At 37.4% G+C, this 14,909-nt stretch carries 13 protein-coding genes; 12 read left to right on the forward strand and 1 reads right to left on the reverse strand.

From position 1 onward, the window contains the following. Window positions 1–194: 194 nt before the first annotated feature. From coaBC to spoVM, 10 genes are all read left to right on the forward strand, one after another. Window positions 195–1,403, forward strand: coding sequence for a bifunctional phosphopantothenoylcysteine decarboxylase/phosphopantothenate--cysteine ligase CoaBC (gene coaBC / locus CUC15_RS08925; RefSeq protein ID WP_114916326.1), 1,209 nt, complete (start codon window positions 195–197; stop codon window positions 1,401–1,403). Beyond that, the gene (gene priA / locus CUC15_RS08930; RefSeq protein WP_114916327.1) at window positions 1,400–3,808 is read left to right on the forward strand and encodes a primosomal protein N'; all 2,409 of its coding nucleotides are present in this window, start codon (window positions 1,400–1,402) and stop codon (window positions 3,806–3,808) included. Before coaBC ends, priA begins: the two co-directional genes overlap by 4 nt. 39 nt (window positions 3,809–3,847) lie before the next feature. Further along, entirely contained in the window at window positions 3,848–4,789 is a 942-nt protein-coding gene (fmt, locus tag CUC15_RS08935) for a methionyl-tRNA formyltransferase (protein WP_205317677.1), read from the forward strand. Next, the gene (gene rsmB / locus CUC15_RS08940) at window positions 4,790–6,139 is read left to right on the forward strand and encodes a 16S rRNA (cytosine(967)-C(5))-methyltransferase RsmB (RefSeq protein WP_114916328.1); all 1,350 of its coding nucleotides are present in this window, start codon (window positions 4,790–4,792) and stop codon (window positions 6,137–6,139) included. 181 nt (window positions 6,140–6,320) lie between these two features. After that, window positions 6,321–7,079: a Stp1/IreP family PP2C-type Ser/Thr phosphatase gene (locus CUC15_RS08945; RefSeq protein ID WP_114916329.1), complete on the forward strand. Its 759-nt coding sequence runs from the start codon at window positions 6,321–6,323 to the stop codon at window positions 7,077–7,079. Continuing rightward, window positions 7,076–9,145, forward strand: coding sequence for a Stk1 family PASTA domain-containing Ser/Thr kinase (gene pknB, locus CUC15_RS08950; RefSeq protein WP_114916330.1), 2,070 nt, complete (start codon window positions 7,076–7,078; stop codon window positions 9,143–9,145). The genes CUC15_RS08945 and pknB overlap by 4 nt, the downstream gene beginning before the upstream one ends. Next, complete coding sequence (rsgA, locus tag CUC15_RS08955; RefSeq protein WP_114916331.1) at window positions 9,146–10,027, forward strand: ribosome small subunit-dependent GTPase A; 882 nt, start codon at window positions 9,146–9,148, stop codon at window positions 10,025–10,027. A gap of 2 nt (window positions 10,028–10,029) precedes the next feature. Further along, window positions 10,030–10,686 carry a ribulose-phosphate 3-epimerase gene (gene rpe / locus CUC15_RS08960; protein ID WP_114916332.1) on the forward strand — a complete coding sequence of 219 codons (657 nt, stop codon included), beginning with the start codon at window positions 10,030–10,032 and terminating at the stop codon, window positions 10,684–10,686. A 5-nt stretch (window positions 10,687–10,691) separates the two neighbouring features. Further along, window positions 10,692–11,348, forward strand: a complete 657-nt coding sequence (locus tag CUC15_RS08965) for a thiamine diphosphokinase (protein ID WP_114916333.1) — start codon at window positions 10,692–10,694, stop codon at window positions 11,346–11,348. 31 nt (window positions 11,349–11,379) lie between these two features. Next, the gene (spoVM, locus tag CUC15_RS08970; RefSeq protein ID WP_114916334.1) at window positions 11,380–11,463 is read left to right on the forward strand and encodes a stage V sporulation protein SpoVM; all 84 of its coding nucleotides are present in this window, start codon (window positions 11,380–11,382) and stop codon (window positions 11,461–11,463) included. Window positions 11,464–11,994: 531 nt separating this feature from the next. Here the strand turns inward: spoVM and rpmB are convergent. Beyond that, window positions 11,995–12,183, reverse strand: a complete 189-nt coding sequence (gene rpmB / locus CUC15_RS08975) for a 50S ribosomal protein L28 (protein ID WP_072886868.1) — start codon at window positions 12,181–12,183, stop codon at window positions 11,995–11,997. 279 nt (window positions 12,184–12,462) lie between these two features. Between rpmB and CUC15_RS08980 the strand changes: the two genes are divergently transcribed. Together CUC15_RS08980 and CUC15_RS08985 are read left to right on the forward strand one after the other, a co-directional pair. Further along, window positions 12,463–12,825 carry an Asp23/Gls24 family envelope stress response protein gene (locus CUC15_RS08980; RefSeq protein ID WP_114916335.1) on the forward strand — a complete coding sequence of 121 codons (363 nt, stop codon included), beginning with the start codon at window positions 12,463–12,465 and terminating at the stop codon, window positions 12,823–12,825. A gap of 31 nt (window positions 12,826–12,856) precedes the next feature. Next, window positions 12,857–14,515, forward strand: coding sequence for a DAK2 domain-containing protein (locus CUC15_RS08985; protein WP_114916336.1), 1,659 nt, complete (start codon window positions 12,857–12,859; stop codon window positions 14,513–14,515). The last annotated feature ends 394 nt before the right edge of the window (window positions 14,516–14,909 follow it).

Consider the following 14,909-nt stretch of genomic DNA (forward strand, 5'->3'; position numbering starts at 1 on the left):
TAAGAAAGGTATTATATCTTTCTTAGATGATACAGTTTGAACGCATAGAATTTCTATAAACAATACCCTCGCTTATTACTTGCGGGGGTATTGTTGTTATATTGGCTATTACAAGATTTAGTACGCTGTTTTATGGTATAAATAAACTATAGATAAATAAGAATTTGGAAATAATTGTTGAGAGGTGCTACTTGATGGTATTTAAGAAGAATATTCTATTAGGGGTTGCTGGTGGTATTGCTGCTTATAAGGCATGCGCATTAACAAGTAAATTAACGCAGAAGGGTGCAAATGTTAAAGTCGTTATGACGAAAAGCGCGACGGAATTTGTATCCCCTTTAACCTTTCAAGCGTTATCACGCAATCCCGTTTATACAGATACATTCGATGAAAAAGATCCAAACAAAATCGCACATATTGATTTAGCGGATTGGGCAGACATCGTCATTATTGCGCCAGCATCAGCAAACATTATTGGGAAAATTGCCAATGGGATAGCTGATGATATGCTTTCGACAACGTTGTTAGCTACAAAGGCAAGTGTTTATGTTGCTCCAGCTATGAATGTTAATATGTATGGGCATCCTGCTGTTATGAAGAATATGCAGCAATTAGACGAGTGGGGATATCATTTTATTGAACCAGGTGCAGGCTACTTAGCATGTGGATGGATTGGAAAAGGACGCTTAGAGGAGCCAGAAACCATCATTGATGTACTTGAAAAGCATCAATCCGTTGAACCATTTTTGCAAGGAAAGAAAGTTCTCGTATCGGCAGGTCCAACACATGAAAAAATAGATCCTGTGCGCTTCTTTACCAATCACTCATCGGGAAAAATGGGATTTGCATTAGCGGAAGCAGCAGCAAAATTTGGTGCAGAAGTAACATTGGTTACTGGACCAACGTCGCTAACTGCTGCAAACAATAAAATAAACCGAATCAATGTGACATCTGCACAGGACATGTATGAAGCGATGCATCAATATTTTCCAACAAATAATATCGTCATAAAAGCGGCAGCGGTTGCGGATTACACACCAAAGCTTGTCTATGATGAGAAGATGAAAAAGCAACCTGGTGACTTGCAGCTCGAAATGACACGTACGAAAGATATTTTACTGTCGCTAGGTGAGATAAAGACGAATCAATTCCTAGTTGGATTTGCTGCTGAAACGAGTAATTCAATCGAGTATGGATTAAATAAACTAGAGAAAAAGCATTTAGACGCAATTATCATTAATGATATTTCAACTAAAGGTGCTGGTTTTGGTGGAGATACGAATATCGTTACCTATGTAAATAAAAAGCGGGAACGAGAGGATATCGAACTAGCTTCTAAAAAAGAAATAGCAGAAAAAGTATTGCGCTTCATTGACCGAGATATGAAGGATGAAAAGCATTGAATATAGCAAAAGTAATTGTGGATGTACCTGCAAGTTCTATAAATCAAACATTTGATTATTACATTCCAGAAAGATTTCAAGAAATACTAGAAAATGGTATGCGTGTTATTGTGCCGTTTGGACCGAGAAAAATTATGGGATTTGTTGTTGGACGTGTATCAGAGTCATCCTTTAAGCGATTAAAGGAAATTGTAGAAGTATTGGATTTGACCCCCGTTTTGACAAACGAGTTATTAGACTTAGGAAAGTGGGTGGCAAATGAAACCCTTAGTCTGTCTATTACTGCATTACAAGCGATGCTGCCCCAAGTGTTAAAGGCGCAATATGAAAAAGAGCTTATAAGAATGACAGATGCTGAATTACCAGAACCCTTTGAAACGCTTTTCGCTGGGCGAGATGTTATAAGCTTCGATGAATTTGCAGGATCAACAGTGAGCTACTATCAACTGCAGAAAGTAATTCAAGAAGGAGATATTTCAATCGAATATCTTGTGAAATCGAAAATAACGAAAAAGTATGTAACAAAGATAGCGGCGAGTCGCCCGGCACATTTATTAGAAGAAGCACTGCTTGATTTATCACCGAGTGCAAAGAAGCAGAAGCAATTATTACGTTTCTTTATAGAAAATGAAACATCCATTGAACAAAAGAAATTGCTTCAGTTAGTAAATACAACAACAAGTACCGTAAAAGCGCTAATGGATAAGGGACTCCTTGAGACAAAAAGGGAAGAAGTATTTAGAAATCCGTATAATGATGCAGAAATCGAACGTACAAATCCATTAACTTTAACGGAAGAACAACAAATTGCGATTAACCCAATTAATGAAGCGATTGATTCCCAGTACCATGATGTCTTTCTGCTTCACGGTGTGACAGGAAGTGGAAAAACGGAGATCTATTTACAGGCAATCCAAAACGTGATTAATAAAGGAAAAGAAGCGATCGTTCTAGTTCCAGAAATATCATTAACACCACAAATGGTGAAACGTTTTAAAGGGAGATTTGGCGCAAATGTTGCGGTGATGCATAGTGCATTATCTGCTGGTGAGAAGTTTGATGAATGGCGCAAGATCCAGCGAAAAGAAGTACAGGTTGTTGTCGGAGCACGATCTGCTGTGTTTGCGCCATTTGAAAATCTCGGAATTATCATTATTGATGAAGAACATGAAACAACATATAAACAGGAAGATCAGCCACGCTATCATGCAAGAGATGTATCGATACACCGCGGGGAGTACCATCAATGTCCGGTAATTCTGGGCAGTGCGACACCGACTTTAGAGTCTTACGCCAGAGCTAGTAAAGGTGTATATAAGTTAGCAACCTTAAATAAAAGAACCAATGATAAACCAATGCCTAAAGTTGATATCGTTGATATGCGTGAAGAGCTTCACGCTGGAAATCGGACTATGTTTTCAAGAAAGCTGAAAGAGAGTATCGAGCTTTGTATTGAAAGAGGGGAGCAGGTCGTTCTATTACTAAATCGTCGCGGATACTCTACATTTGTGATGTGCAGAGATTGTGGTCACGTAAAAGAATGTCCGCATTGCGATATTGCACTAACCTATCATAAGAATAGCAATCAGTTAAAATGCCATTATTGTTCACATGAAGAGTCGATGCCAAGCGCTTGCCCTGAGTGTCAAAGTAAGTTGATCCGTTATTTTGGTACCGGCACTCAGCGAGTCGAGGAAGCAATTACCCAGCTAATCCCAGAGGCAAGAGTGTTACGGATGGACGTGGATACGACTAGGCGGAAAGGCTCTCATGAAAAAATATTAAAGCAATTTGTTGATCGAAAAGCGGATATATTATTAGGAACGCAAATGATTGCAAAAGGATTAGATTTTGAGAATGTTACATTAGTAGGTGTCCTAACTGCAGATTCGATGCTGCATTTACCAGACTTCCGTTCTTCCGAAAAGACCTTTCAATTATTAACCCAGGTTAGTGGCAGAGCGGGGAGACATGAACTAACTGGTGAAGTAATTGTCCAGACGTATACTCCTGAGCATTACAGTATTGTTCTTGCAAGCGAATATAACTTTAATGATTTTTATAATAAAGAGATGAATACTAGAAGAATCTTTCAATATCCTCCGTATTTTTATCTAGCACTTATCACAATCTCTCATAAAAACCGCGTGAAAGTGATTCAGACATCACAGCAAATTGCGCAATTGCTAATGAGACAACTGCAACAGGATACAGTGGTATTAGGACCAACACCGTCACCAATTCCACGGATCAAAGATAGATATCGCTATCAATGCATGATAAAATACAGAAATGAACCTGATTTACGTGTTTATATTAGAAAAATTGTTGAGCAATTTGCCGATGAGGTACGAAAAGATGATTTGCTGATAACTGTGGATATGCAACCATATCATTTAATGTAAACAAGACTAAATTTATTGAATCTGAAAGTAGGTAATGTTTTGAAAAAAGTCGTTTTTATGGGGACACCAGATTTTTCTGTGCCAGTTCTAGAGTCGCTAGTACAATCGGAATATGAAGTAGTATTAGTAGTTACCCAACCGGACAGACCAAAAGGGAGAAAGCGTGTCATTACACCTTCACCTGTTAAAGTAGAAGCAGAAAAACATAATATACCAGTATTTCAACCAGAAAAATTGCGAAATGATTATGAAGAAATTTTAAGTTATAATCCAGATTTAATTGTAACCGCAGCATATGGCCAAATTTTACCGAATGCATTATTAGAAGCACCAGAATTTGGTTGTATTAATGTTCATGCTTCATTACTACCAGAATTACGGGGTGGGGCACCAATCCATTATGCAATCATCCAAGGTAAAAAAGAAACAGGGATTACGATTATGTATATGGCGGAAAAGTTAGATGCAGGAGATATTTTGACTCAAGTGAGTGTACCAATTGAAGAAGATGATAATGTAGGAACGATGCATGACAAGCTTTCAGAAGCAGGATCATCTCTATTATTAGAAACCTTGCCAAAATTATTCGCTAAACAATTGGAGCCGATCAAACAAGATGAAGCAAAAGCGACCTTCGCTGCCAATATCAAACGAGAGCAGGAAAAGATCGATTGGACAAAAGATAACCAAGCAATCTACAATCAAATTCGTGGACTACATCCATGGCCAGTAGCCTTCACAACTTATGAGGGAAGTGTGATGAAAATCTGGTGGGGCGAAGTCGATTCGACTACCTATCAAGGGAAGCCTGGAGAAATCGTCAAAAAACTTGAGGATGAAGCTTTCGTTGTCGTTTGTGGTAATCAACAGGGGTTAAAAATTACCGAAATCCAGCCAGCAGGTAAAAAGAGAATGCAAGTAAAGGATTATTTACTTGGTTCAAGTGATCGTATTAAACTAGGTGTCATAATGGGTGAGTAAATGAAAACATATCAATTGAGAAACGCTATATTAGATTTATTAATCCGAATTGAAAAGGATCAGAGCTTTAGCCATCTGCTAATTGATCATGAAATTAAATCTGGTCAGATAAAACAGAAAGATGAAGGTCTATTAACTGAAGTTGTTTATGGAACATTACAAAGAGAAATGACGTTGGATTATTACTTAGAAAGCTTTATGGGCTCCAAGAAAAAAGTCGAACAATGGGTAAGAATTCTTTTAAGAATGTCACTTTACCAGATGGTATATTTAGATAAGGTTCCAGATCACGCGATTATTCACGAGGCAGTAGAAATTGCGAAACAGCGGGGACACAAGGGAATTGCAGGATTCGTAAATGGTGTTTTGCGAAACGTACAGCGGAATGGAGTCCCAGATACGGCATTAATTGAGGATCCGGTTAACAGGATCAGCATTGAAACAAGTCACCCAAGATGGCTAGTTGCCAGATGGACAGAGCAATACGGATTGGAAACGACGGAAGCAATGTGTGCGGCTAATGTCACGAAGAAAAGTCAATCTATTAGAGTACAGCAATTAAGAATAACAAGACAGGAAGCGATAGAGATACTAATGGAGCAAGGATTCACAGTAGCTACATCTCGTTTCTCCAGTCAAGGTATCATTATCGAAAAAGGGAATATTTTACACTCCAGTCTATTTAAGGATGGAATGATTACGATTCAAGATCAAAGTTCTATGCTTGTTGCCGAAATGCTTGATGCAAAGCCAAATATGGAAGTTTTGGATGCTTGTAGTGCTCCTGGTGGAAAGGCAACACATGTTGCTGAGAAAATGGAAAATAAAGGAAATATAAAGGCATATGATCTTCATAAAAAGAAGGTAAATTTAATCGAGAATAAAGCTGAGAGTCTTGGGTTAACAATTATCGACGCAAAAGCAAATGATGCAAGAAAGCTGCAAGAAATCCATTCAGAAGAGAGCTTTGACCGAATTGTTGTCGATGCACCGTGCTCTGGACTCGGTGTGATACGTGGGAAACCAGAAATAAAATACACAAAAAAAGAAACAGATATTGAACGCTTGTCAGAAATTCAATTGGATATATTAACGCAGGTTGCACCACTTCTGAAGAAAGAAGGATTGCTCATTTATAGCACGTGTACCGTTGATAAGCAAGAAAACGAACAAGTTGTAAATACATTTATTGAAAATCATCCTGACTTTGAAATTGATTCGGCATTTTTCGAAGACTTGCCAGATGAATTAAAAGCTTCGCAGGGAAGGTCTAAAATAGGATTGCAATTATTTCCACAGGATTTTGATACAGACGGCTTCTTTCTTACTAGACTTAAGAGGAAGAAATAATCCTTGTTTCACTTAGCCGATAGAAGGTTTTAAATTGTATCTTTCGCTTAACTAAATGATAAATCTAGTTTTCTAAGGGAAAATATGCAATACTTTAACTAAATAATTGATTGAGCGCATTGAAAATATTATTTAATAACTGTTAATTAGATCCTAGTTTTCAAATAAGGAGGGATATAATATGAACGGGCAATTCTTAACGGATCGTGGCAGAGTTAGGCAACATAATGAGGATTCTGGTGGGATATTTTATAATCTTGCAGGTCAATTTTTGGCGATTATTGCTGATGGAATGGGTGGACACCAGGCTGGTGATGTCGCCAGTCAGATGGCAACATCACTGATGAAAGATAAATGGGAGCGTACAAACGATTTTTCAGCTCCAAAGGATTTGGAGGCGTGGTTAGTTGAAACGATTTCGGAAATTAACGAATCGATTTATGAACATGCCCAAAAGAATAGCGAATGTGAAGGAATGGGAACGACGATTGTTATTGCAATTCACATAGAAGAATTTCTAAGTATCGCTCATATTGGCGACAGCAGATGTTATTTGTTAAATGGTAAAGGATTCAGGCAAATAACTGAGGATCATTCATTAGTGAATGCACTCGTTCAGTCTGGGCAAATCTCGAAAGTCGATGCACAGCACCATCCTCGAAAAAACATTGTATTAAAAGCTTTAGGTACCGATACTACAGTAGAACCAGAAATTAATACAGTCGGCATCGATACAGGCGATAAAATCCTTTTATGTTCTGACGGGTTAACGGATAAAATAGAAGATAAAGAATTACTTGAAGTAATAGAACAACCAATTGATATACTCGAGGCAGGGAAGCAATTAATTGATTTGGCTAATGCTCGTGGTGGTGAAGATAATATTTCCATTATCCTAGCATCGCTTGATTCATCGACGGAAGAAGGTGAATCTGCATGAATGAGGGCCATATGCTAAATGATCGCTACAAAATCATTAAAAAAATTGGTGGCGGCGGAATGGCCAATGTTTTTCTAGCGAGGGATACGATATTGGATCGTGATGTTGCAGTAAAAGCATTACGGATGGAATATGCGAATGATCAGGAATTTATCGCCCGTTTTGATCGTGAAGCTCAGTCAGCATCAAGTTTATCACATCCGAATATTGTGAACATCTATGATGTCGGTGGAGAAGACCATGTGATGTACATTGTAATGGAATATGTAGATGGTATGACATTGAAAGAATACATACAGCATCATGGATCAATTGAAGTTAGTGAATCGCTTGATATTATGCGCCAGTTAACATCGGCTATTGCACATGCACATGATAATGACATTGTACATCGTGATATCAAACCGCAAAATATTTTAATAGATCAGTTTGGTCAGATCAAAGTTACCGATTTTGGGATTGCTGTTGCTTTGAGTGCAACCTCTTTAACACAAACGAATTCAATCCTAGGTTCCGTGCATTATCTTTCTCCAGAACAAGCACGTGGTGGGATGGCGACAAAGAAATCGGATATTTATTCGATTGGAATTGTATTATTCGAGTTACTTACAGGAAAGATCCCATTTTCAGGTCAATCGCCAGTATCAATTGCATTAAAGCATTTGCAAAGCAATACACCTTCTGTTAGAAGGTATAACCAAGATATCCCGCAAAGTGTTGAAAATATTGTATTAAAAGCTACTGCGAAGGACCCCTTTCATCGCTATCAATCGATATATGAAATGGAAGAGGCCTTGGAAACGGCCCTTGATCCAAGTAAAATCAATGAAGAAATGTATGAGCCGCCAGTCGAAGCTGGTGATGAAACAAAGGCGATTCCAATTATTACGGATAACCAAATTGCTGATAACCTTGATCAACATACAATCGTCCATCAAACAAATGGAGCAACAAAGAATTTCCCAGAAGAAAGCAACGATAAGGCTGCATCTAGTAAAGCAACGAAGAAAGAGAAGAATTTGAAAAAAGAAAAGAAGAAGAGAAAGAAATGGCCGATGATTCTAGTGATTATTCTTCTCTTGCTTGCAGCTGGAGTAGCTGCTCTTTTCATGATTCCTGGTATTTTCCAGCCGAAAGAAATCCCTGTTCCTAATGTTGTCGGCACGGAGAGTGATGAGGCTAGAGAGATTTTAGAAGAGAAGAAATTTGTGGTAGAGGATGAGCTTGTTTACTCGGAAGAAGTTGAGGAAGGACATGTGGTTAAGACAACCCCTGGTGCAGATCGTATTGCAAAGGAAGGGGCTACTATTACACTGTTCATTAGTCAAGGGAAAGAAAAAGTAACCTTCCATGATTATGTTGGCCGTGATTATAGTCAGGTTAAACGAATCCTAGAGGAAGCGGGTTACCCGGAGGTTATTAAGATTGATAAATATTCTAATCGTCCAGAAGGAGAAATTTTAGATCAAATTCAGCCAACACCTGAAAGTGACGTTATTCCGAGTGAAACAAAGGTTATTTTTGAAGTAAGTATGGGGCCTGAGTTAATAAGTTTAAATAATTTAACTGGCATGACACAGGAAGATGCGAGAGCATATTTGGATTCTAAAAACCTTAATATGAATGTAATCGAGGCGAATTCTGATACGGTACCTGTGGGTATGGTGATTAGACAGTCACCAACAATGGGAATAGAAGTACAGGAAGGGGCCACGGTTGATGTTCATATCTCCATTGGTCCAGAAGAGAAGCCACCAGCATCGCATACTATTACCTACACAGTACAATATAAACCAGTGCAGCCCGAAGAGCCAGAAGAGGGTGAGCAGGATAATCCAGATGAAACACCACCAGAGCAACAGGAGCCTGTTGAACAAATTGTAAAAATTTATATTGGTGATGTAAATAATAATATTACTAACGTTTATCGTGAAGTACCAATTACGGAGGATACACCAGTTACCTTTACGTTAACGATTGCTCCTAAAAGTGAAGCGGAATATGTTATTACACGTGATGATGAAGAAATTGTAAGAGATACAGTATCATATGAGGATGGTGAATAAATGGCAGAAGGGAGAATCATTAAAGCTTTAAGTGGGTTTTACTATGTACAATCTGGTGATAATGTCTATCCTTGTAAAGGAAGAGGAGTCTTTCGCAATCAGAAGATTTCCCCTTTGGTTGGCGATTTTGTACAATATGACTTAGATGAAAATGATGAAGGCTATATTATGAAGATTAACAAGAGGACGAACGAGCTTGTTCGTCCTCCTATAGCCAATATTACACAGGCAATTATTATTAGTTCTGCCAATTCCCCTAATTTTAGTACACTTTTACTTGACCGTTTTCTCGTATTAATTGAGGCTAAAAATATTACACCAGTTATTTTTATTACGAAAATTGATATGCTCACCGATTCTGAACAATCGGAAATTGAAAAATATCAGCAAGTATATGAGGGAATTGGCTATAAGGTAGAATTACTTTCATCAAAGGACCCAGATAATTTACCAGATCTTTCACATTATTTTAGAGACAATGTGTCGGTTTTTGCGGGACAGTCCGGAGTTGGAAAAACCTCATTACTCAATGCATTAAACCCTTCCTTGACACTAGAAACAGGGGAAATATCCCGAAGTCTGGGTCGTGGGAAACATACTACTAGGCATGTGGAACTAATTCAGCTTTATGACGGTTTAGTTGCAGATACGCCTGGGTTCAGTGCTCTAGACTTTAGTGAGGTTGAAGCAGATATTCTAAGTGATAGTTTTCCTGAAATACGCAGGTATGCGCAACTCTGTAAATTTCGAGGCTGCATGCATCATAAAGAACCGAAATGCGCGGTAAAAGAGGCGGTAGAAAATAAGAAAATAGAAGTTTTCAGATATGAACATTATTTAAGTTTTTTAATAGAAATTCAGTCGAGAAAGCAGAGGTATTAATTATGTTGAAAATTGCACCTTCCATCCTATCAGCAGATTTTGCGAAACTTGGAGAAGAAATTAAAGATGTTGAAAAGGGCGGAGCAGACTATATCCATGTAGATGTTATGGATGGTCATTTTGTACCAAATATTACAATTGGACCATTGATTGTGGAGGCTATTAAACCAATAACAAATCTTCCATTAGATGTCCATTTAATGATAGAAAATCCAGATCCATATATTCCAGTATTTGCTAGCAGTGGTGCTTCAATTATTACTGTTCATCAAGAGGCATGTACACATTTACATCGTACCCTTCAATTAATCAAGCAACATAATGTGAAAGCCGGAGTTGTAATTAATCCTGCAACCCCTGCTGAAGTATTGCTGCCAATTCTTGCAGATGTTGATCTGGTGCTGCTGATGACAGTTAATCCTGGTTTCGGTGGACAATCATTTATTAAGAGTGTATTAAAAAAGATTGAACAGGTTTCAGCTTGGAGAAAGGAATTTGGTTTATCCTTTGAAATTGAAATAGACGGCGGGGTTAATGTAGAAACAGCCAAGTTATGTACAGATGCTGGTGCAGATGTACTTGTTGCTGGGAGTGCAATCTATAATCACGAAAATAGACAGGAAGCAATACAAGCATTACGTATTGCTGCTAAAGGTTAAACTCGATGACTGTTGTTGCGATTGTTGGGAATGGTCCTGAAGAACTTATCCCGGAGTTTAATCCCTATATAGATAAAGTTGACTATTGGATTGGCGCAGACCGTGGAGCATTCGTTTTAGCACAAAAAGAAATACCTATCAAATATGCTGTAGGTGATTTCGATTCAATTGATGAAAGAGAAAAAGTAATAATCCGTGAAACAGCAGATAATTATGAGGAATATCAATCTGAAAAGGATGAAACAGATTTAGAAATAGCTTTATTAAAAGCTTTTGAACTAAATCCCGATGAAATATATTTATTTGGTGTCACGGGTGGCAGAATTGATCACGAGCTGGCGAACATTCAATTACTCTACTTGATTCGAAATAAGGGAATTAAAGGAGTGATAATTGATCAATTAAATTATCTGGAGCTCACACTACCAGGAACATATGAAATAATGGAGGATAACCTTTATTCTAACATTTCCTTTATTCCATATTCTGAAAAGGTTGAAGGAATCACATTAACAGGATTTTATTATCCATTAACAGATAAAACGATAACTTGGGGATCCACCCGCTGTATCTCAAACAAGCTTTCTTCAAATTCTGGTACTTTTTCCTATGACAAAGGCATACTATTATTAATAAAGAGTCGTGACGCGATTCCGAAGTAAGCCTGGATTGTAGGAATAGGAGGGGGCACTTATGAAATTTTATACTATTAAACTCCCAAGATTTATCGGTGGATTTGTGAAAATTGTAATCAATATTTTTAAGAGGGATAAATAAGTTTCTAATCAGCTTTTGTCATTCGAATGGCAAAAGCTTGTTTTTTAGTATGGCAGTCTTCTATACGGTTGGATTGTGGTTACTCGTCCAACTGAAAAGATTTATTTCATTGATTAGTAATGGAGCATACTGAGTTGTTGATATAAACTGTGAACAAGTGACAATTGTGTCTTCAAATATAGACAGTCGTTACTATTTACACACGAGTCTCTACAATCAACGTTGATATTTAGTGGGCTACCATCCTTTTGTTTCTAGATTCTATTCTATCTTCAGCGGAAGAAATACACGAAGACTCCTGCGGGAAGAAGGCTCACTAGCTCCCCTAAGGTGCGCGTAGTGTATTTCTGGAGCGACGGCCAAGGAAGCAAATATCATCCTAAGTTAGTCTGCAGTTTATATAAATAACAATATACAATGCGAAGTGAGCTATTAGAAAAAATATATGAAGAAATGAAAAAAGCACCTATTTATTAAAAATTAGGTGCTTTTAGTTACATTACTAATGTTAAACTGTACCTTAACGGTATATTATACACGCTCAACTTTACCTGATTTAAGTGCGCGTGCAGAAACATAAACTCTTTTAGGTTTGCCGTCTACCATAATGCGTACTTTTTGTACATTAGCTTTCCAATTACGCTTGTTGGAATTCATAGCGTGAGAGCGTTGGTTTCCACTGCGAGTTTTACGTCCAGTTACAACACATTTTCTAGCCATGTTATCCCTCCTTACTCGAGAACTCGTGTCTTTTAATACTTATACAATTTACCACAAGAATGACAAGAATGCAATCAAATTCTACATGAATATAAAGAATAAATACTTGACAGATTAATTATAATCGTCCATTGTAATAAGAGAAATTTTTTTAGTCAATGATACTTTTGTACCAAACTGGCTTGCAAAGTGGGTTTGGTTTAGTACCTGCTTTTAAAAGAGATTAGTATGTAGTATAATTTGCTTAGATTATAAGCAGCTGTTTTAAGGAGGATTATTATGTCCATTGAAATAAATACGAAAGATGGCCAAGTAACCATTACAAATGATGTTATCGCTACGATTGCTGGTGGTACTGCTGTAGAATGTTATGGTATTGTTGGAATGGCATCAAAAAGTCAAATTAGAGATGGAATCGCTGAAATTCTAAGAAAAGAAAATTACTCTCGTGGTATCATCGTACGGCAAGAGGATGATAAGTTACATATTGATATGTATATTATAGTTAGTTATGGAACGAAGATTTCCGAGGTTGCGAGCAATGTACAATCACAAGTTAAATACACATTGAATAAATCATTAGGATTAAACATTGACTCTGTAAATATTTATATTCAAGGAGTACGTGTAGCAAAGGACTAATTTTTGCTAACGTTTTTGAGGAGGAAATATAGTGACTGCTGAAAAAATAGATGGAGTAGCTCTAACGAACATGATTCTAGCTGGGGCTCACCATTTAACAAATAATGCCAAAAAAATCGATGCATTGAATGTTTTTCCTGTGCCAGATGGTGATACGGGTACAAATATGAATTTATCGATGACTTCTGGAGCAAATGAAGTGAAAAAATTAAAAAGTGAGCACGCTGCCGATGTAGCAAATGCTTTTTCAAAAGGGCTATTAATGGGAGCAAGAGGGAATTCTGGTGTAATCCTCTCACAGATATTCCGAGGATTTGCAAAGGGTATGGATAATAAAGAAACGGTTACCGTTAAAGATTTAGCTGCTTGTTTTGATTCAGGGGTAAAAACCGCGTATAAGGCAGTAATGAAGCCTGTAGAAGGAACGATTCTTACGGTTGCAAAAGATGCTGCAAAAGAAGCAATAAAATTAGCTGAAACGGAAAATAATTTGATTGTATTAATGGAAAAGGTTTTAGCAGAGGCAAAAGCATCCTTGAAACGTACACCAGATTTATTACCAGTATTAAAAGAGGTTGGTGTGGTTGATTCTGGTGGACAAGGACTTGTAACAATTTATGAAGGGTTCTTGGCAGCACTTAAAGGTGAGGAGCTGCCTGAATCCTCTCTAGAACTAGAAATGGAAGAAATGGTGAATGCTGAACACCATCGTGTGACACAGGATTTCATGAATACTTCTGATATTGTCTTCGGATACTGTACAGAATTCATGGTGAAATTTGAATCAGATAAATTAGCTGAAAACCCATACGATGAAGAAGCATTCCGCCAAGAGTTAAGTGAGATTGGTGATTCATTACTCGTTGTTTCTGATGATGAAATTGTAAAAGTACATGTTCATTCTGAAACTCCGGGAACTTGTTTATCACTTGGACAACGCTACGGCAGCTTAATTAATATGAAAATTGAAAATATGCGCGAACAGCATATTGCATTAGTAGGTGAAAGTGAAAAAGCTGTATCAAAAGAGCTGGAAGAATACGCAATTGTTACAGTAGCAATGGGGAAAGGCTTAAAGGCATTATTTGAAAGTCTTGGAGCGTCTGTTGTTATTGAGGGTGGTCAAACGATGAATCCGAGCACGAAAGATATTACGGATGCTATCAATAAAGCGAACGCTCGAAATGTAATTATCTTGCCTAATAATAAGAATATCCGGATGGCAGCAGATCAAGCAGCTGAATTAGCGGAAGTAGATGCTGTAGTTGTGCCAACAACTACAATTCCACAAGGGATAACTGCAATGTTAGCTTTCCATCCAGAAGCAGATATCTTAGCGAATAAGGAAGCAATGGATGAAGCCAGAAGACAAGTAAAAACTGGACAAGTGACATATGCTGTTAGGGATACACAAATTGAAGGCATTCCCATCAAAAATGGTAATTTTATGGGAATTGAAGATGGTAAGATAAAGGCAACACATCAAGATAAAGCAGAAACGACTAAACTATTATTACAAGAGATGATTTCAGAAGATAGTGAGATCTTAACAATCCTTTACGGGGAAGATGTCGATAAAAAAGAAATCGACACGTTAGTAGCTTATATCGAAGACGCATATGAAGATTTAGAAATTGAAGTGCATCATGGTGACCAACCAATTTATTCGTATATCTTTTCTGTTGAATAACAAATCAATTCGCCCTAATGAATAATTAAGGCGAATTTTTTTGGTTTATTAGCGCACTAAGACCGACAACCAAGTTTTCTAAAGATTATCTTTTAATTACAATATATACAACCTAGCTATGACGCAATTTATGGTAAAGTGCATCATAACTTAGGATGATATTTGCTTCCTTGGCCGTCGCACCAGAAATACACTACGCTGAGGAAAGTGCAGAAACCAGAAACAAAAGAATAGAAAGCCCATCGATGTTGACTGTAAAATTACTGGAGAAGTTTGAATAGCAACAACTGTCCAGATATGAAATCACAATTTTCATTAGTTCGCACTTTATATCAACTATATTCTATTTTAACCAAAGTGCCTAATAATGGATAAAATATTCGCCGTTGATGTA

Origin of the sequence: Oceanobacillus zhaokaii (assembly GCF_003352005.1) — a bacterium.
Taxonomy (GTDB): domain Bacteria; phylum Bacillota; class Bacilli; order Bacillales; family Amphibacillaceae; genus Oceanobacillus; species Oceanobacillus zhaokaii.